Genomic DNA, 18,668 nt, shown 5'->3' with positions numbered 1-18,668 from the left:
GTGATTTCCATTAGGTTTTTATTTTTTTAACCTATAAAGTGAGGCTGAACGAATGATAGTCCAGCCTCACTCCTATATTATTTATCTTCTTCAGTTTCTGTGCCTTCCTCTGTACCTTCATCAACATTTTGATTCTCTTCCGTATTTGTTTCGTCCGTTTCTTTATCAGAATTACTGCAACCCGCGGCAATACCTACCAACATGAAAGATGCCATGAAAACCAATAACCATTGTTTCAAGTTTTTCATATTTCTCTTGCCTCCTCGATTGTCCTATTTGTTAATACAAGACTATCATACAAGATTTTTAGAATATTAGAATCAGCTTCTACGTTTCTTAACATATTTAACCATATTTTCATATTCACTTAATAGTTCTGTTTTTCATTTCATCATTTTGAAATCGAAACCTCTCACCACTTCCCACATTCCACACATGCATAAGATTGTCCCAAACACAGTAAGAAATATACTAGGAGAAACTACTTTCATAAATGAAAGTCCAATCATAATGACTCCAACTATTAAATAGTGATTGATAGCATGTACATGATACGACCGTTGTTTAGTATGCCATGCTCGAAAGTACCCTTGTAAAAAGCCTAATATAATTTGTGTCATAAGAGCCACATAAGGGAGATATTCAATTGGAAGCTTCCAATATCCAACGACTATATACACTACTCCCATCGCTACATAAACAGATGCAATAAGAGAACGCGGTTTCTCTCCTCTAGATTGAAAAAAACGATATCCCCATGCAGCAGCAAAAGAGAATGTGGCAAATAACCAAGCAAATAAGGTATAACTAAAAGACACTTCTTTCAACCAAACAATATAATAGGGAAAAATTACAACTTGTCCAACTGTGACAATAAGAGGAATATACCGTTCACTTTTATTCTGCATGTCTTCGCCTTCTTACTTCATGTAATGATCATAGAACAAATTTACAAACACTTCATTTGGATCTCGTTCTGCTTTCTGTTTCTTGAAGCTTTTCCAATTTGGATAAGATTCTTTAAACTGTTCCTTTGTTTGGTAAGGATAATAAGGCAAATAATAGGTACCGCCATATTGTAATGTTACATCCGTCCACTTCTGAATCATCGTTTTAGCGTGAGCAATCTCTTTCTCTTTTAATCCATGCTGAACCAATATGACAAGACCTAACATATCTTCCTTTGCATAAGGGAGACTTGTCATGTTGTCTTTTGCTGCATACCGTACTGTAATATTATGCACTTTAAAATCCTCATCTTGATCATTATGAGGAAGCAAGTCTTTCAGGCTCTGCATATACTCTTCATATGAATCAACTGGAATAAAAAACTCTTGTAAAACCTCCACTCTACCAGGCGTAGTAAATTCCATAAATGTAGATTCTGAACGCATAGCATTATTACGTGTAATCGTTTTACCATCAATTGAATTGATATACAGCCTTTGCGCTTCCCAAAATAAATCCTCCAGCTTTCCCCCTTTTCTTCCTAAATCAAGAGCAAACTTACTGACTCGAACTCCTTCTTCTTCTTTGAGCGACGTTGTTTTATCCTGTTTTTTTGTTTTGTTATAATCAATCACATACATTTCATCTAAAAATGTACCCGGTGCTACACTTATTCTTGCATAGTGCATTGCAATATTTTGATTTTCTAGCACTCTATGAAGATACGACTCATACTTTTCCGTCTCTATTTTTTTCGTATGAATGGTGTATACTTCATTTTCCGTAAGATTTAGGGTTACATCTAAAATGACACCGAATAATCCATAGCCCCCTAATATATATGTCGTCCATTCTTCTGTATCATCACGTGTTAGTTGCTTTATTTCTCCTGTTGGAGTTAATACCGTCATTTCCCGAACCGTTTCAGCCATTGGACCAAAACGAATATCTCTCCCATGAGCATTAACAGATAATGAACCTCCAATTGTAAAAATCGATTGTGATTGTGTGACTTGTAACGCTAAACCATACGGAGTGACAGCTTCCTGAACATCTTCCCAACTAGCTCCACTCTCTACTCGAACTATTTTAGCTTGCTTATTGATTTCTACTATACGATTGAACCCTCGCATATCAAGTACAATTCCGTCCTTGTAATATGTATGTCCACCTTGGGAATGCTGTAATCCAGCGATAGAAATATGCTTGCCCTTTTTATTAGCTTCTTGAACGATTCTCTGTAATTCATTTCGATTATGGACATTCACAACTTTTTCAATTCGTTCAGGCAGCAGACCTGTATAGTCCGTAGCTAAACCACTTTGTGAAAACCCATATTTTCTTTTCTCAATTGGTATATTCCAAATGACCAGTATAGCCATCGCAAACACTAGAATACCGAGAAACCATGGTTTTTTCATAAACTTCGTTATTCCCTTCATACGTCCTCCCTTTTTTGTAAATTCCCATAAAAAAATGTATCACAATTCGGTAAAGAAGGAGAGAGAATATAAAAAAAGGCATCAGGTAATGATTATGCCTGATAACCTCGTCGCACTTTTATCGAATGCGTTCAAACTTATTTGGAAAAAACAAATCATACATCTTACAATCAATTCGTTAATTTCTCAATTTGCTCCACCAAACTTGAAACTTCATTTACGGTTGTTAAAATTTCCGAGTTCTCTAGTATAGTGGGATCCAGCTGACCATTTTCAATATTTATTAAATATAGGTCAATCCCTTCTTCTAGCTTTTCATTGGTGCTGACAATCTGAGCATGAAGATCTTCTGCAACAGCAGGGGCTTCGATATTATTAAACTCATTTATTTCTTCTTTCATAAGAGTAAGTTCTTCTTCTAGCTGTTGTCTCGCTTCTTCGCTTGCGACTGCATTGTTAGCTAGTTCTGGTACTTCATTCGCAAAATCTTGTGCCGTATTCATATATTCTGTCGTCGCATTCGCATACTCTAAAGAATCATTTACCTCTCCAAGCAAGGAACAACCACTTAGAAACACCATTCCCATCATTCCAAAAGCTAGTATCTTTTTTTTCATTCTCTTCTCTCCTTGTACACTAGAATAAGCCTTTCTCATCGCTGATAAAATTCGGAGCTTCTTGCACGATTGACTTTAAGAAGATTTTTCTTATACAGCGCTGCAATACTATTCAACATAAATTCAGGAATTTTCTTTGGGAAATACGGCTTTTTATAATAACAATAAAATGCACTTTTTAAATCTTCCCATTGAGTACAAACTTTCACTTGTCTAAATCGAGCCACATCAATAATTTTCACTTCTTTATCCGATGTGATAAAAATGTTGCGCAAATGAACATCAGACGGATTCAATCCCTCTTTTCTAGCTAACTGTAAAGCCTTATCGGTTTCTTTTATAACATCATCTGAGATTGGAGTCCCTTTTGTTAAACATTGAAAGAGCGTATTCCCTTCTAAATAATCAATGACTAAATAATTAGAACCTGCTTCATAAAGAGTTGGAAAATAGGAGAGATGTTGAAGCTCCCTATAGATATTCGCCTCTTCCTCGGCAAGGTGAGCGTAAGTTGGAAAAAATATCTTCATTGCTTTATTCGTTTGTTCGATTCTAAATACATAAGCACTTCTACCTTGTCCAATTAACGTTAATGATTTATCGTAATCCAGCAGCGTATGTTTGTGGTCATTTGCCATTTTAACACCAACAGCTAACTCATGAAATAAAAGAATAATCGTCACCTCTCTCTATTCTTAGTTATATAAGAAAAGAAAAGGCGTTATAACCAATTTTCCCGGTTATAACGCCTTTACATAAAAAGACCCTACCAAGAAATCGGTAAGGTCTCGCAAACAACTATCATTAGTTGCCAATAAAACCGAGGATTCGCATCCCGTAATGACGATTTTATTGTATAGCTACTCCCCTTATACAGAAGAATATATTCAATTTTCTTATTAATTTCATTATAAATATTTTCTTTTTAAACGTCAAACGGAAGGAATTCTACTCCCCCTGCTTTCCCATTTACTATTACACAATTTGAAGAATGACAAGCCCTAATAATCTTCCAAATTTTATCCTGAGCAGTGATATTTTGGCTTGAGCCTTCATTTACCTTATTGAATAACCAGGATAAACGCTTATACTCACTAATTGGAGCATATACACATGACTTTCCTGATATCCCTTGATAATGATTTGATACATGTTAATATAAGGTCGTTGTTAAAAAATAAGAACAAAAACACGAACATTTTGGGAGGAATGGCATGTTTATTAACAAAAAAATTGCATTTTTAGGAGCCGGTTCGATGGCAGAAGCAATGATTTCAGGTATCATAAATGCTGAAAAAGTTCCGCCAAACCACATTTTTGTATCTAATCGAAGCAACGATAAACGGTTACAACAGCTCACAAAAACATATGAAATTAACGCCGTAACTCAAGATAAATTACCCTTTAAAGACATTGACTTAATCGTCCTCGCAATGAAACCAAAAGATGCAGCACCCGCTTTACAATCCGTCAAACATGTCGTTCAGCCAAACCATCTTATTCTGTCTGTGTTAGCCGGTATTACCACCTCATTTATAGAGCAGTATTTACCAGCAGGACAACAAGTCATCCGAGTTATGCCCAATACTTCCAGCATGATCGGAGAATCCGCTACCGCCATTTCTGCTGGAACACACACTACACAACAAAACGTAACACTCACGCAAAAATTGCTTGAATGTATCGGAACCGTATATGTCATACCTGAAGCACAAATGGACATTTTTACAGGTATTGCGGGCAGCGGTCCTGCTTACTTTTATTACTTAATAGAACATATGGAAAAGGAAGGAATAAAAAGCGGATTAGCTGAAGATACGACTCGGCAAATCATTGCCCAGACTATAATCGGAGCAGCCAAAATGATTCAAGCACAAAGCGAAACACCGGCTGTTTTAAGAGAAAAGGTTACTTCGCCGAACGGTACGACAGCCGCAGGATTAGCTGCGCTTGAACAATACGGCGGCGGTACAGCTATTTCTCAAGCCATTAAGCAAGCTGCTAATCGCTCTAGAGAAATTAGTACACAATTCAAAGTAAATGCTAGTAACTTTTCAACGATACAATAGATTGAATATTCAAAAAATAGGAGGGGTTAGATGACCGTAAACACGAATAAGCAACGTGTTGTGATTAAAATAGGGAGCAGTTCACTAACTAGTCGACACGGAGAAATTAGTCGTAAAAAACTCGAAAAACTTGTAGATGAAATTGTTTTATTAAAGGATACAGGATATGAAGTTGTACTCGTTTCATCTGGTGCTATTGCTGCTGGCTATCGAAAACTAGGCTGTCTTGAACGCCCTACTACATTGCCTGAAAAGCAAGCTGCTGCTTCAATTGGTCAAGGATTACTAATGGAGACATACTCTGAGCTATTTTTGTCTCATGGCTATGTTGCTGCGCAAATTTTAATTACGAGAGGTGATTTTTCAGATGAAAATCGCTACCAAAATATGCGTAATGCATTAAACGTCTTATTAGAAAGAGGCATTATCCCTATCGTCAATGAGAACGATACCGTAACCATTGACCGCTTAAAATTTGGAGATAATGATACCCTCTCAGCAAAGGTCGCTGTATTAGTTAATGCCCATCATTTAGCCATTTTATCAGACATAGATGGACTTTATGATTCAGATCCTAGCGAAAACAGCTGCGCTAAATTGTTAACACAAGTTCATAACATTACCCCTGAAATTGAAAAAGCAGCAGGCGGCTCAGGAAGTAAGATCGGTACCGGCGGCATGAAATCAAAAATTCAAGCGGTTAAAATTGCGATGGCTTCTGGCATTTCAACCTTCTTAGGAAGAGCCGGCACTCCAAACATTATCATGGATGCCGTATTAGGTACGGCTAAAGGAACGTACTTTAACACTGCCGCACCATTAATGGAGCTGAACGAAAAAACAAAATGGATTGCCTTTAATTCAGGCCCTAAAGGAGAAATTATCATCGACTCATCTTCAAAAAATCGCATTGTCGAAAAACGTGAAAGTGTACACTCCTCTGGCATTCTCGAAATAAAAGGACAATTTGAAAAGGAGTGTGTTATTCGGATAATCGATACTGAAGGAACAGAAATCGGCCTTGGGATTGTTCAGTTTTCATCTGAAGAATTACATCAACTACGTAAACAAAACATGGTAAGCGACCCGCCGTTCATTATAGATATGAACCATTTTGTTTGTCGTGTAAATGCGCCGATTACAATTGGCGTGTAATGGTAATAAAAAAGAAGCTGCTCGAAACAATCCTTTTATTTTTAAAAATTGAACTATACTGAAGGTGTGTGAGACCGCGTCACACACACCTGATTCAAAATTTGGAGTCTTTCTATTTACTTCTTTTTTAATTTTTATAAGTACCATACAAAAGGAGTACTTTATCATAAATCCGAAATAGCTATTAAAAAATTAAGTCTAGCCTTGTTCGGTTACTATCCCAATAAATAATCCTCACTTTCGATACCAATTGGCCCCCTCATCCATATGTACAAATGGGATATCTGTATCAACCTCTCCTGTAATTCGCTCTAGTTCTACATCATCCCCATCAAGCCATTTGGCAAAGTCGAATACAGTAGGTTCTTGATTTCCTCCTAATGCTATCCACGCCTTCATTTCCCTTGGTAAATAAGCGGATGTGTGGATTGTTCCCGCCCAGCTTCCGTATAAATCCGAAAAAACCCCTTGGTTCGTATCATTTAATAATCGAAAAGCATCATAGGCTTCTGAAAGATTCTCATATTGTTTCTGCATAACATCTAATCGTCTTTTAGAATCGACAAGATGATTACGATTCTCATGCCTCATAATTTCAAAGTGATTCGTGCAGACATTCGACTGGCGAACCTCAACACCGCGTGGAGATGTTTCAACTACATAAGTCTCTCCGCTTTGATCATACACAACATAAGTAAAAGAATGGCGATGCGGTATCTCCTTCAGCATCGATACCGCTTCCAAAACATTGGCACAAGACTCTATAACAAGCCTTCCAATCATACAACAAATAAATCCATCACCTGGATTTTTCCTATTCATAAAGTTATAACCAATCGCTAATCCTTTTTCATTCATTCCATCCATTCTTCCTGTCGCCCTTTGGCTCGGACCAATGCTCGCATATCCTTGGTCAGTTGGTTGAAAAAGAACATAACGCCCCTCATACGTCTTCGGGTGATAGTCATAATTACGAATTAAATAATCACTTCCTGTTAAAATGGAGCAGCCCGACTTTACATAATCTAATCGATAGCCCCCAAATTCTTGCAGTATGCGTTTCATCGGCCATTCTAGTGCTTCTTGCATTCCAAGCAATTCCTCCCAAACACCAGGAGCAAATTGTGTAATGGCCTTTCTCACCTCTTCTACTTCTATCGTAAATCGAGGCTTTCTCACCTTCCACTGCTCTTCACGATTGATAACGGTTAAAGAATTTCGTAGCTTCTCCCCTTGCATATATCCAAAATCATAATGTGTCCCGCGAAACTGAATGATTTCACTATAAATTTGCTTCATATCATATCCCTCTTTTATATCGTGACTATTTCTTTTTAGAATACTGGATGGATAAGCGAAAGGAAAGAAGACAATTGATTACGAAGAAATTTATGGAACAATTCACCTAAATAGGCTTTCCCCCATAATCTATCATCAAGCCTATTCATGAGGGGGAAAAATTATGGGGATAGAATTAACAGCTCTCCATTGGATCTATGTAGGATTTATTGTGCTCATCATCGGGTTTATGCTGAAACGTCGAGACACTTCCCTCATTTGCATAATTGGAATTTTCACGCTAGCTATTGTCGCAACAGGTAATGTGGCTTCGTCCATTAGCGGGATTTTTAACAGCTTTATTTTCGCCATTACGGAGCTAATGTCGACTATTTTAATCATTTCCATCATTGTTGCAATGAGCCATGTGTTAGCAAAAGCAGGCATTAATGATGCCATGGTTGCCCCTTTTACTAGGTTTATGAAAAATCCAACGCTTTCCTTTTGGACTATCGGGATTCTCATGATGGTCATTTCTTGGTTTTTCTGGCCTTCTCCCGCTGTTGCCTTACTAGGAGCGGTCCTGCTTCCAGCAGCCCTACGCGCAGGATTACCTGCACTTGGAGTAGCAATAGCGATGAACCTCTTTGGGCATGGGATTGCTTTATCAAGTGATTTTATCATTCAAGCGGCCCCTAAGCTTACAGCCGATGCGGCTTCAATCCCAGTTGGAGATGTCATTTCAGCAAGCATTCCCCTCGTCATTACAATGGGAGTGGTCACAACCGTTTCTGCCTTTATCTTTTTAAAGCGCGATATGAAGCGCGGGGTCCTCACATTAGGAGAAAATAAAGAAATTATTCAAGACCAAGCAATCAATGAACATTTACTTACCACAAAGCAGAAACATTTTTTTGCTATCCTCATTCCAATTGCCTTTTTGCTTGATGTCATCGCCATGTTTCTTTTAAAGTTACAAGGCGGAGATGCGACGGCATTAATTGGCGGTACAGCGGTCTTTATTCTGCTTATTCTATCCGTTGTAGCGCATAAACAACAAGGACTTGAAAAAACAACAAGCTATTTAATTCAAGGATTTCAATTCGGTTTTAAAGTATTTGGACCCGTGATTCCTATTGCTGCCTTCTTTTATTTAGGGGATTCTGGATTCGCTCAAATTATCGGTGACCATTTACCGAAAACATCCCACGGTATTGTGAATGACCTCGGCGTCGCTTTAGCTGCTGCCGTTCCTTTAACAAAAGAAATAGCAGCCATTACATTGACAGGTATTGGAGCCATTACTGGTTTAGATGGTTCAGGCTTTTCCGGCATTTCCTTAGCTGGTTCGGTAGCGAATCTATTCGGCACAGCCATTGGAGACGGTACTGCCACCTTAACCGCGCTTGGGCAAATTGCAGCTATTTGGGTCGGCGGTGGAACTATTATTCCTTGGGCACTCATCCCAGCTGCCGCCATCTGTAATGTCAGTCCATTCGAATTAGCGCGAAGAAACATCCTTCCGGTAACAATCGGGTTAGTCGTGACGACGATTGTTGCGATGTTTTTGATATAATACATTAGTTCTAGATTTATTCCTCGAACAATACAAAAGCTCAATCACTACAAAAGTGATTGAGCTTTTGTTTACTCGTACATTTCACGCCCACTCTCAGTTGTTATTCTCCTAAAATAAACCATCCTCTATTATCAAAAAACTAAAAATACGATTCTTACAAAACTGTAAGCTCGTGTAAGGAAAATCGATGTTTTGAGTCCTATTAATTGACTTATAATGACTCTATTAAAAAGGTAAAGGGGAAATGAATCAATGGATCTTTCAGATTTAAATATCCATGTTTTTAGAATAATCAATGATTTAGGTAAAGATTATACGTCTTTCAACGCCGCTGTTGTGTTTGTTGCTGAATATATGGTATATGTCTTAGCATTGGCTGTTCTTATCTACTGGTTTACACGAACTAATGCGAATAGAATCATGGTAATTTGTTCAATGATTTCTTTTATAGTCGCCGAGATTATCGGAAAACTAGCAGGAACCATTCATTCCAACCATCAACCGTTTGCTGAGTTGTCCAATGTCAATCAACTCATAGAGAAGGCTGTAGATAATTCATTTCCAAGCGACCATACGATTTTGTTTTTTTCCTTTTGTATGACATTCTGGCTTTTTCACAAAAAGACAGGCGTTTTCTGGATAATACTCGCTTTTTGTGTCGGTCTTTCACGTATTTGGGTTGGCGTTCATTATCCAGCAGATGTCGCAGCCGGAGCCATAATCAGTATGACCTCGGCCATCATTGTGTATGTAACCGTACCTAAATTAAGTGTAATAAACAAATTACTTCGCATCTATGAAAAAGGAGAACAAATCATCCTGCCCGCAAACAATAAATCGAAGGATTTTTAACTTGATAGAAAATAAAAAAACGCTGGGGTTCCAGCGTTTTTTAATGACTATTTTCATTCGGTCTGTTACTTTTGATACAATTATTATAGTAGAAACTAAGAGGAGAATGATAATGTTTAAAATATTGATTATTGAAGATGATAAACAGCTTATTCATTTACTAGAAAAGCATTTGAATAAGTTTGGATTTCAGACACAATCCGTTGATGATTTCGCCAAAGTACGAACCCAATTTGAACAGTATGAACCACACCTTGTTTTATTAGATGTCAATTTACCTAAATTTGACGGGTATTATTGGTGCCGTCAAATCCGAAGTATCTCTATTTGTCCGATTCTTTTTATCTCTGCACGCGATAGCAAAATGGATCAAGTAATGGCCCTTGAAAATGGAGCAGATGATTACATAACGAAGCCGTTTGATTATGAAATTGTCATTGCCAAAATTAATAGTCAACTTAGACGCGCATACGGTTCATATGCTAATGCTCATAATGGACGCACGACTACGGTTGAAGGATTAACACTCGATGTTGAACGGCTAAGTCTTTCTCTAGATGGCCAGGAAATTGAACTGAGTCATACGGAAGCAAAAATAGTAGATGAATTAATGAAAAAAGCTGAGCGGGTTGTCAGCCGAGATCGTCTTTTAGAAAAAATTTGGGATGATCAAGCATTTGTGGATGATAATACGTTGAACGTCTACATTACACGTGTTCGAAAAAAACTGGCTTCCTTACATATAATAGACGCTCTTCAAACCATTCGCGGACAAGGATATCGACTTATGCCCAATTGGAGGAAGAATGAATGAAGTTTTTCTTACGTGATCAATTCCCGCTGATTTTTATATATCTAATCCAAATCATCGTTATAACATCTATTTATTGGCTTGACGGTTATCATAATTGGACTATTAGTTTATACGCTGCCCTTCTCAGCAGCTGTTTGCTAATCATCTATCTCCTAATCCGATATATCACCAATCGCTCCTTTTATCAGCGACTAGAAAAACCGCTCACCTCATTGGATGATTTTACAAACAATACACATCAAACACCGCTTACTGAGGGTTTACAGCAGCTCCTCACTAGCCAATTTCGCCATTATAAAACAGACCTGCATCATTATAAATACAGACTTGAAGGTCATATACAGTTTATCAATCAGTGGGTTCATCAAATGAAGACCCCCTTATCGGTTATTCATTTAATCATACAGGATGAAGATGACTCTCGCTTCACTGCCATTGGAGATGAGCTTGATCGTTTAAAAAAGGGGCTCGAGACGGTGCTTTATACCGCGCGTTTAGATTCATTTGAACATGATTTATATGTAGAGTCCCTTGATTTAGAAACTGTTGTACGGTCTGTTACATCTAATCAAAAGCGTTTATTTATTCGAAAACGGATTTTTCCTTCCTTTCAATTCAAAGAGGATGTCATCGTTGCTTCTGATGAGAAATGGCTCTCGTTTGTCTTAACCCAGCTAGTCACAAATGCTATTCGCTATACAGTCGAGGAAAATCGAAAACTTCATTTCCATAGTTACAAGCGTGGTATACATACCGTTTTAGAAATCCGAGATGAAGGCATCGGAATTCCGCAAAGTGATATCCCTCGCGTCTTTGATGCTTATTTCACGGGTGAAAATGGCCGTAACTTTCAAGAATCGACCGGGATGGGGCTTTACCTTGTGAAACAAATCTGCGAAAAGCTTGGTCACCGTATCGAAATCGAATCGATCGTAAACGAAGGAACAATGATTCGTCTTATATTCTAGCTACCCTTACAAATCTGTAAGTAAACTGTAAGCCTGCGACATAGTAGGAGACAGCGAATTCTAGCTACAATGAAGATACAACTGAAGCAAGGAGTGGAAAGAATGCCTATTTTAGATGTGAAACATATCGAAAAAATCTACGAAGGAAAAGTGGCTCATAAAGCGTTGACCAATATTAATTTTGCAATTGAAAAAGGCGAATTTGTCGGAATTATGGGCCCATCCGGCAGTGGGAAAACAACGCTTTTAAACTTAATTGCAACAATTGATCGACCAACAGCTGGTGACATTTTCATTAGCGGTAAAAATCCACATACTTTAAACCGAAAAGAAACCGCCTTATTTAGACGCCATGAGCTTGGTTTTGTATTTCAAAACTTTAATTTGCTTGATACGCTAACAGTGGAAGAAAACATTGTGCTTCCCCTTACTCTCGATGGCGAAAATGTTCGCGAGATGGAAAGACGTCTTTACGAAGTGACAGAAAAACTAGGGATTGCTCAAATTTTAAAAAAGCGAACGTATGAAATCTCTGGCGGACAAATGCAGCGTACAGCAATCGCACGAGCTATCATTCATCGTCCATCCCTTATTTTAGCCGACGAACCGACTGGAAACTTAGATTCCAAAGCTTCGAAAGATGTAATGGAAACACTGACGACCATCAATAAGGAAGATGGAGCAACTGCCTTAATGGTCACACATGATGCTGTCGCTGCAAGCTATTGTCATAGAGTTATTTTTATTAAAGATGGAAAACTTTACAACGAAATTTATCGCGGTGATAACCGTCAAACCTTTTTCCAAAAGATTATTGATATGCTTGCTTTGTTAGGAGGAGACAGCCGTGACCTTTCGACAGTTCGTCTATAGAAACATTGTTCGTAACAAGCGAACCTATGCCGCCTATTTTTTAAGCAGCGTCTTTTCTGTTTTAATTTTCTTTGTTTATGCCCTATTTATTTTTCATCCCGATATTAAAGAAGGTGTGAACGCAGCACTCGCCGTTCAATTAATGGCAGCTGCCGAAATCATTATGTATGTGTTTGCCTTCTTATTTGTGCTTTATTCTGTCAGCACGTTTTTAAAGGCACGAAAGCGTGAATTTGGCATTCTTATGATGCATGGAATGACTAGAAGCCAATTAAATCGCATGGTGTTTTTAGAAAATATGATGATTGGTATTGGAGCAATTGCCGTCGGGATTTGTATAGGGATTGTTACAGGGAAGCTTTTTTTATTAATTGGTTCGAAGATGATTAGCATTGCTCCTCTGCCCTTTTATTTATCCGAAAAGGCAATTATCCTTACAGTAGGAGCGTTCTTACTTCTATTCTTTAGTATTTCGTTATTTACGACGATTCTTGTACGAGTTAATAAATTAATTGATTTATTCCAAGCAGGAGAAAAACCGAAAACGGAACCAAAAGTATCCACTTTTCTATCTCTTCTCTCTGCGTTCTTACTCATCATCAGTTATTATTTAGCCGCTACTGCGACGATGCAAACCTTACTTTTTCGGATGTTGCCGGTCATCGGAATGACAATTGTCGGAACGTACTTTTTTTACACACAGCTATCGGTATTTATAACGAAAATGCTGCAAAAAAACCGGATGCTTGTTTGGAAAAGAACGAATTTAATTACGATTTCTAGTTTAGCGTACCGCTTAAAAGATAATGCAAGAATGTTTTTTATGGTTACCATTTTTTCAACGGTTGCCTTTTGCGCAGTTGGATCTCTTGTTTCTGTCAATGTAATGAATAAGCAATTCGATATGGATTATCCAGCCGAAATTAGTTATATCGCGCTAAATGATGAGACCTTTCATAAACAACAGCTACAGCAAATTGAAGGGGAATTACAAGAGAAGCGAGTAAGCTATACGACACATCAAGTCCCCATTAAATATATAGAAGTTGCTTCCTCAACTTCTCCATATCCTTCTGATAAGCTGACGATTGTTTCCTTTTCGGATTATCAAAAAATCTCTGAACAGGCAGGATATGAGTTTACAGAAAAGCCGCTGAAAGGAATAGAAACTTTGAATATGCGAACATCCACCTTCGAAGGCGGCTTCTCTAAACCTGTGATATACACGTTAAAGCAAGATCATCTACAACTTCATCCAAAGACCTATACAAAAAATGTTGTCCTGCCTTATCAGCTTGTATGGGATGAAGGCTTAGTAGTAAGTGATGAATTATTTACAAAGCTTTCCCCTGTAACGACAGGAACATATACCGGTTTTTATACGAAAGAACTTGAGAAAACAACAGGTATGATGGAAAACCTGGTCGAAAACGGAAAAAAATCACCTTCTAGTGATACCTCCTACTTCATGACGGTAAGCGGAACTTTGTATGAAAATCAAATGAGTATGTTCAAAATGATGTTATTTGTCGCCCTGCTTATTGGAGCTGTATTCTTTATTGCTGCAGGAAGCTTCTTATACTTCAGACTGTATGCTGATTTGGAATATGACAGCCGTCAATATTTAACGATTAAGAAAGTAGGGTTAACCGATCAAGAATTGAATAAAATTGTCACTCGTCAGCTTGCTTTACTGTTTTTCGTTCCTATTTTGGTTGCATTTGTCCATAGTGCTTTTGCCTTTACAGCCTTACAAAGCTTTTACGTATTATCTATCGCTACAGAAATGATGATTGTACTAGCTGGTTTTCTCATTGCTCAACTTGTTTATTTCTTCTTAATCCGTTATCGATATTTGAAAAACTTGAAAAAAGCGTTAATCTAAGCGTACATCCGAAGAGGCTGACTGAAAGGCATCTACTTTTCAACAGCCTCTTCTTTTTTTATAGAGATTACCTATATTTTTATTCACAAATTATCAATAAATAATTTTGTCAGTGTGACACATAATTCACTTTATACAGGGAAATATAAGTACAGTTCCATAAAAAATATGAAAGGGGAATCATTTATAATGACAAAAAAATGGTTTCTTACATTAATGAGTGCTTGTTTATCTATTATGATGCTAGCGGGGTGCAATAACGACAATAATAATGAAAATCCGCCTCCACAAGAAGACCAAAACAATATGGACCAAACTCCAACGGATGATAACGTAAATGATACAAATGATTTAAATGACAATGATGTAACTAACGATAATAATGGTGTAAATAACGGTAATGACGGCGGTAATAATGGTGATAACAATCTACCTGGTGTTGATGAAAATGATACAATGACTAAAGATGATGAAAATGATAACGTTACGGATTCAGAAGACATTGTTGAAGATCCAGAAGATATGACTGATCCAGATAATAAAGACGAATAATGTACAACTTTAGTGCCTGTCCTCTATACTAGATGCAGACACAAGAAAACCCTAAATAAAGGACTTATTTGTCCATTATTTAGGGTTTTCAAAAAGAATAAAGGAATATTCCTATTCAACACGTGTTGTATGTGTACGCTTCGCCATTTTTGAATCGTACGCGAATAAAGAACTAGAGTCATTATTAATTTGTTTTAATTTTTGAACAATACCATTAAATAGGGATTCTTCCTCTACTTGCTCATCGAGGAACCAATTTAAAAAGGAAATGGTTGCATATTCTTTTTCATCATGAGCAATATCAGAAAGATTATAGATTCGGCTCGTCACTTCTTTTTCATGTTCTAGTGCTTTTTCAAAAGCATCTAAAATAGATTCGTACTTATTATTTGGATGTTCAAAACCAGAAATAATCGCTTGTTCTCCACGATCATGGATGTAATTATAAATCTTCATTCCATGAGTTCTTTCTTCCTCGGCTTGAGCAAGGAAAAAACTCGAGAAACCATCATAATTTTCACTTTTACAGTAAGAAGCCATCGCAGTATAGACATGGGCAGAATAAAATTCATAGTTCATTTGATCAGTTAATGCTTCGTGTAAGTTACTCGATAACATTGTACTTGCGCTCTTATTTAACTTCGATAGCATAAGCAATCCCACCTTTTACTTGATAGACTGATTTTACTATAACAAGGTTCATATTACAATTATCGTTATATGTACTAAATAAAAACTATAAGCCAACTGGTAGTTTTCCGGATATTCTATTATAAAGAAAAGATAACTTTGTTTTCTTCTCTGAAAGACTTAAAAATAATTGCTTATTACGAGATTCTAAAGCTCGATCTAATTGAAAAGATACATTAAAATAATCAAGCATACAATCAATAATGGGCATAGTTTTATTAGAATGAATAGCTTCCTCTAGTTCCTTAGTCCACATATAGTCTTTTATTTTTTTATTAACACTTATTAAAACAAACCATCCAACTCCTACAACATATTTTCCCTTATTAGAAACTGTTAAAACATCTCCACATTGCAAAGTTTTTGAATGACTCACAAGATTCTCTTTTTTATAACCATACTCTAGACACTCTACCTTAATCCCATTTTCACTACTGACAATTAAATCCATCCTTTTACGCTCCTTCCAAGACACCTTAGAATAAAATCTCTATACATTCAACAAAATCTATTTTAAATACAGTTCTAATTTATTAATTGATAATCATTATTAATGATAATAATTATCGATTAATAATGCAACAAATAATGGAGAATTACTTGTTAATTTATGTTTTCAGACTATCGCCTGTTTTAGTGACAATCCATTATAGGCAAACTCATTCAATGATACCTAGCCTCCTATAAAGTTCGTGTTCCTCAGACCTGAGTTTGCTGCTCGCTCCCTTCATATTCTTCGTCATCACGAGCACCTACCTTGGCATTAAGCTAACCGCTCCCTCTGTCTTCACAGTTGGGAACTGTTACATCCATGCCTTGCGCACACCTAAAAATAGGCCAACCACAATGTGTGGTTGGCCTATTTGAATACTTATCTATTTACTCATAACAAAAACTAATGAACTTTATTAATTAGCACGTAATACTTTAGCAGGTACTTTCTTTTTACTGTATTTTTTTCCAACACCTAATTGCCCATAATCATTAGAACCCCACGACCATACTGTTCCATCTGAGGTTATCGCGACTGTATGCTCAGATCCTGCTTCTGCTTGAATCACTTTAGTCAGCGCTACTTTTACCGGTACGGCTGAATTGGCGCCATCTGACCATACATCATAAATTGAAGTTTCGGTACCGATGCCCAGCTTTCCGTATGTGTTTTCTCCCCATGTATATAAGCTTCCATCGTTAGCAACTGCAAGTGTATGTCTATATCCGCCGTCAGCTTGTTTGATTTGACTCAAATAACCTTCACCATCTTCTCCTAGAACTTTAGCTGGCTTATTTTGATAAGCACTTGTTTTAACAATCCCTAATTGGCTAGCATCATTAAAGCCCCACGACCATACCGTTCCATCTGATTTCACAGCAAGACTATAATAAGTACCTCCAGATACGGATTTCACTTTCGTTAATGATTTAACTTGATATGGTACTAAAACATTTTTCATTAAGCTAGATCCTGTTTTTCCATCTCCAATTTGATTCCGTTCATTATTCCCCCACGTCCAAATCGTCCCATCGCTCTTTACTGCAAGTGTATGATAACGCCCACCTGCAATCGCTGTTACCTTACTAAGCTTTGTTACTTTAACAGGATTTGTAATCGTTGCTGGAGAAGTCTTGCCAATTCCACCTTGACCATATGAGTTATTTCCCCATACCCATACAGTGCCATCTTTTTTTAAGGCAATCATATGCTCTTCACCGGCTGCGATGTCTACCACATTTTTGAGCGATTTAATTTGATACGGTGTAGATCTTGGATTAGACACACTGGCAAACGGATTCCCCCACATCCAAACCGTTCCGTCCTTTTTTAAAGCTAAAGAAAAATTATATCCGGCTGCAATATCTTTTACATTTTTAAGACCCTTCACCTGAACAGGAGTATATTGATTCTTTGTGTTCCCATTCCCTAATTGTCCTGTTTGGTTTTTACCAAAACTCCATACAGTTCCATTCTTTTTAAGCACAAGTGTATGACTGTCACCTGCTGCAACAGCTGTCCCAGCTATTCCTTTAATTGGTTTTACTGATTTACTCTTTACACTTACTTTGACTTTTACCGTTATTCCCTCATATTCTGCTGAAATCGTTGTTTGCCCAGCAGAAACTCCTTTTATTTTCCCTTTTGTTACACTCGCAATGGAGGTTTTTTCTGACTTCCATTTAGCAGCATTTGTAACTGTTTTCTTGCTATTATTAGAGTATTTTGCTGTAAGTGAAACAGATTTTGATTGACCGACATCCATGGATACAGATGATTGTGAAGAGATTAAGTCAACCACGCTTACCTCTTCATCAGGCAGTGTCGGATCTTCATCCGGTAATGTATCTGTTTGAACGACAAAGGTAAAATTAACTTTTGAAGATGAAGCTTCATTAATATGCACTTTCGCAAAATCCCCACTATCCAATTGAATCAAATATGTACTGCCTGATTTTACTTTTAGGCTTGTTAACGGGTAGCCCAATCCATCTGTTGGAAATGACACATCCGCTATATTTAGCGGTTCATCTAAGGGTTGTTTAGGCAGTTCAGCAATCTTTCTCGCCCCTATATCTCCATACTGATTAATGACAAAGTCGGCGATCGTTTTATCAGTTGTTATACGAGCTGAATCTAAATCAAACCCTCCATTTTTTAATACATCCCCACTCCATTCTAATGTATAGGGAAGTAGAGGTTCATACACTTCCTGTGTTTCTTCAGACCAATAAGTAAGATCTTCGGCAGCTTGAACCTTTAATGACGGAAGTAACATGAGAAAAGCAAACATACAAATAATAAAAACTAGCAAACTCTTTTTCTTCAAATACAATCCCTCCTTATAAGTAGAGCCAAAAGACTATATATGATACTTTTGGCACCTTCCAATTAAACACCTATAAATTTTATGAAGATTTTACCATGATATTCGTCGTTAGTCATTGCGAAAA

General features: G+C 37.2%; 18 protein-coding genes. 9 read left to right on the top strand and 9 right to left on the bottom strand.

The features are described 5' to 3' along the window. Positions 1-77: 77 nt before the first annotated feature. The 5 genes from BAOM_RS24155 to BAOM_RS03350 form a co-directional block, all read right to left on the bottom strand. Positions 78-248 (bottom strand): hypothetical protein, encoded by a 171-nt coding sequence (locus BAOM_RS24155; protein ID WP_164853120.1) that lies wholly within the window; start codon positions 246-248, stop codon positions 78-80. A 135-nt stretch (positions 249-383) separates the two neighbouring features. Beyond that, positions 384-908, bottom strand: a complete 525-nt coding sequence (locus BAOM_RS03365) for a hypothetical protein (RefSeq protein ID WP_127759053.1) — start codon at positions 906-908, stop codon at positions 384-386. Positions 909-920: 12 nt separating this feature from the next. After that, positions 921-2,390 (bottom strand): FAD-binding oxidoreductase, encoded by a 1,470-nt coding sequence (locus BAOM_RS03360; RefSeq protein WP_127759052.1) that lies wholly within the window; start codon positions 2,388-2,390, stop codon positions 921-923. Positions 2,391-2,560: 170 nt separating this feature from the next. Further along, entirely contained in the window at positions 2,561-3,007 is a 447-nt protein-coding gene (locus BAOM_RS03355; protein ID WP_127759051.1) for a DUF6376 family protein, read from the bottom strand. A 35-nt stretch (positions 3,008-3,042) separates the two neighbouring features. Further along, a complete protein-coding gene (locus BAOM_RS03350; RefSeq protein WP_306821290.1) occupies positions 3,043-3,690 on the bottom strand; it encodes a serine/threonine-protein kinase in 648 nt (215 codons plus the stop codon). A gap of 531 nt (positions 3,691-4,221) precedes the next feature. Between BAOM_RS03350 and proC the strand changes: the two genes are divergently transcribed. Continuing rightward, on the top strand, positions 4,222-5,076 hold the full coding sequence (proC, locus tag BAOM_RS03345) for a pyrroline-5-carboxylate reductase (protein WP_127759050.1): 855 nt from the start codon (positions 4,222-4,224) through the stop codon (positions 5,074-5,076). 30 nt (positions 5,077-5,106) lie between these two features. Further along, positions 5,107-6,231: a glutamate 5-kinase gene (gene proB / locus BAOM_RS03340; protein ID WP_127759049.1), complete on the top strand. Its 1,125-nt coding sequence runs from the start codon at positions 5,107-5,109 to the stop codon at positions 6,229-6,231. Positions 6,232-6,465: 234 nt separating this feature from the next. Here proB and BAOM_RS03335 read toward each other — a convergent pair whose 3' ends face one another. Next, positions 6,466-7,530 (bottom strand): C45 family autoproteolytic acyltransferase/hydrolase, encoded by a 1,065-nt coding sequence (locus BAOM_RS03335; protein ID WP_127759048.1) that lies wholly within the window; start codon positions 7,528-7,530, stop codon positions 6,466-6,468. A 163-nt stretch (positions 7,531-7,693) separates the two neighbouring features. On the opposite strand from BAOM_RS03335, the gene BAOM_RS03330 reads away from it, so the two are divergent. From BAOM_RS03330 to BAOM_RS03300, 7 genes are all read left to right on the top strand, one after another. Continuing rightward, complete coding sequence (locus BAOM_RS03330; RefSeq protein WP_127759047.1) at positions 7,694-9,085, top strand: hypothetical protein; 1,392 nt, start codon at positions 7,694-7,696, stop codon at positions 9,083-9,085. A gap of 255 nt (positions 9,086-9,340) precedes the next feature. Then, complete coding sequence (locus tag BAOM_RS03325; protein WP_127759046.1) at positions 9,341-9,940, top strand: undecaprenyl-diphosphatase; 600 nt, start codon at positions 9,341-9,343, stop codon at positions 9,938-9,940. Between the two features lie 112 nt (positions 9,941-10,052). Next, the gene (locus tag BAOM_RS03320; RefSeq protein WP_127759045.1) at positions 10,053-10,754 is read left to right on the top strand and encodes a response regulator transcription factor; all 702 of its coding nucleotides are present in this window, start codon (positions 10,053-10,055) and stop codon (positions 10,752-10,754) included. Further along, positions 10,751-11,722, top strand: a complete 972-nt coding sequence (locus BAOM_RS03315; protein WP_127759044.1) for a sensor histidine kinase — start codon at positions 10,751-10,753, stop codon at positions 11,720-11,722. Before BAOM_RS03320 ends, BAOM_RS03315 begins: the two co-directional genes overlap by 4 nt. A gap of 102 nt (positions 11,723-11,824) precedes the next feature. After that, positions 11,825-12,595 carry an ABC transporter ATP-binding protein gene (locus tag BAOM_RS03310; RefSeq protein ID WP_127759043.1) on the top strand — a complete coding sequence of 257 codons (771 nt, stop codon included), beginning with the start codon at positions 11,825-11,827 and terminating at the stop codon, positions 12,593-12,595. Further along, positions 12,570-14,480, top strand: a complete 1,911-nt coding sequence (locus BAOM_RS03305; protein ID WP_127759042.1) for an FtsX-like permease family protein — start codon at positions 12,570-12,572, stop codon at positions 14,478-14,480. The genes BAOM_RS03310 and BAOM_RS03305 overlap by 26 nt, the downstream gene beginning before the upstream one ends. 189 nt (positions 14,481-14,669) lie before the next feature. After that, on the top strand, positions 14,670-15,032 hold the full coding sequence (locus tag BAOM_RS03300) for a hypothetical protein (RefSeq protein ID WP_127759041.1): 363 nt from the start codon (positions 14,670-14,672) through the stop codon (positions 15,030-15,032). Between the two features lie 111 nt (positions 15,033-15,143). Here the strand turns inward: BAOM_RS03300 and BAOM_RS03295 are convergent, their stop codons facing one another. The 3 genes from BAOM_RS03295 to BAOM_RS03285 form a co-directional block, all read right to left on the bottom strand. After that, complete coding sequence (locus BAOM_RS03295; protein ID WP_127762426.1) at positions 15,144-15,650, bottom strand: ferritin; 507 nt, start codon at positions 15,648-15,650, stop codon at positions 15,144-15,146. A gap of 118 nt (positions 15,651-15,768) precedes the next feature. Further along, entirely contained in the window at positions 15,769-16,173 is a 405-nt protein-coding gene (locus tag BAOM_RS03290) for a hypothetical protein (RefSeq protein WP_127759040.1), read from the bottom strand. A 457-nt stretch (positions 16,174-16,630) separates the two neighbouring features. Then, a complete protein-coding gene (locus BAOM_RS03285) occupies positions 16,631-18,544 on the bottom strand; it encodes an RCC1 domain-containing protein (protein ID WP_127759039.1) in 1,914 nt (637 codons plus the stop codon). Positions 18,545-18,668: the final 124 nt, after the last annotated feature.

Source organism: Peribacillus asahii (assembly GCF_004006295.1).
Lineage (GTDB): Bacteria > Bacillota > Bacilli > Bacillales > DSM-1321 > Peribacillus > Peribacillus asahii_A.
Note: the sequence above shows the minus strand (reverse complement) of the source record. Positions and strands in the feature narration are given on the sequence as shown.

What these genes read in the sequence shown, in the direction of transcription:
- BAOM_RS24155 (WP_164853120.1), bottom strand. Translation starts at nt 248, where the DNA reads ATGAAAAACTTGAAACAATGGTTATTGGTTTTCATGGCATCTTTCATG.
- BAOM_RS03365 (WP_127759053.1), bottom strand. Translation starts at nt 908, where the DNA reads ATGCAGAATAAAAGTGAACGGTATATTCCTCTTATTGTCACAGTTGGA.
- BAOM_RS03360 (WP_127759052.1), bottom strand. Translation starts at nt 2,390, where the DNA reads ATGAAGGGAATAACGAAGTTTATGAAAAAACCATGGTTTCTCGGTATT.
- BAOM_RS03355 (WP_127759051.1), bottom strand. Translation starts at nt 3,007, where the DNA reads ATGAAAAAAAAGATACTAGCTTTTGGAATGATGGGAATGGTGTTTCTA.
- proC (WP_127759050.1), top strand. Translation starts at nt 4,222, where the DNA reads ATGTTTATTAACAAAAAAATTGCATTTTTAGGAGCCGGTTCGATGGCA.
- proB (WP_127759049.1), top strand. Translation starts at nt 5,107, where the DNA reads ATGACCGTAAACACGAATAAGCAACGTGTTGTGATTAAAATAGGGAGC.
- BAOM_RS03335 (WP_127759048.1), bottom strand. Translation starts at nt 7,530, where the DNA reads ATGAAGCAAATTTATAGTGAAATCATTCAGTTTCGCGGGACACATTAT.
- BAOM_RS03330 (WP_127759047.1), top strand. Translation starts at nt 7,694, where the DNA reads ATGGGGATAGAATTAACAGCTCTCCATTGGATCTATGTAGGATTTATT.
- BAOM_RS03325 (WP_127759046.1), top strand. Translation starts at nt 9,341, where the DNA reads ATGGATCTTTCAGATTTAAATATCCATGTTTTTAGAATAATCAATGAT.
- BAOM_RS03320 (WP_127759045.1), top strand. Translation starts at nt 10,053, where the DNA reads ATGTTTAAAATATTGATTATTGAAGATGATAAACAGCTTATTCATTTA.
- BAOM_RS03315 (WP_127759044.1), top strand. Translation starts at nt 10,751, where the DNA reads ATGAAGTTTTTCTTACGTGATCAATTCCCGCTGATTTTTATATATCTA.
- BAOM_RS03310 (WP_127759043.1), top strand. Translation starts at nt 11,825, where the DNA reads ATGCCTATTTTAGATGTGAAACATATCGAAAAAATCTACGAAGGAAAA.
- BAOM_RS03300 (WP_127759041.1), top strand. Translation starts at nt 14,670, where the DNA reads ATGACAAAAAAATGGTTTCTTACATTAATGAGTGCTTGTTTATCTATT.
- BAOM_RS03295 (WP_127762426.1), bottom strand. Translation starts at nt 15,650, where the DNA reads ATGTTATCGAGTAACTTACACGAAGCATTAACTGATCAAATGAACTAT.
- BAOM_RS03290 (WP_127759040.1), bottom strand. Translation starts at nt 16,173, where the DNA reads ATGGATTTAATTGTCAGTAGTGAAAATGGGATTAAGGTAGAGTGTCTA.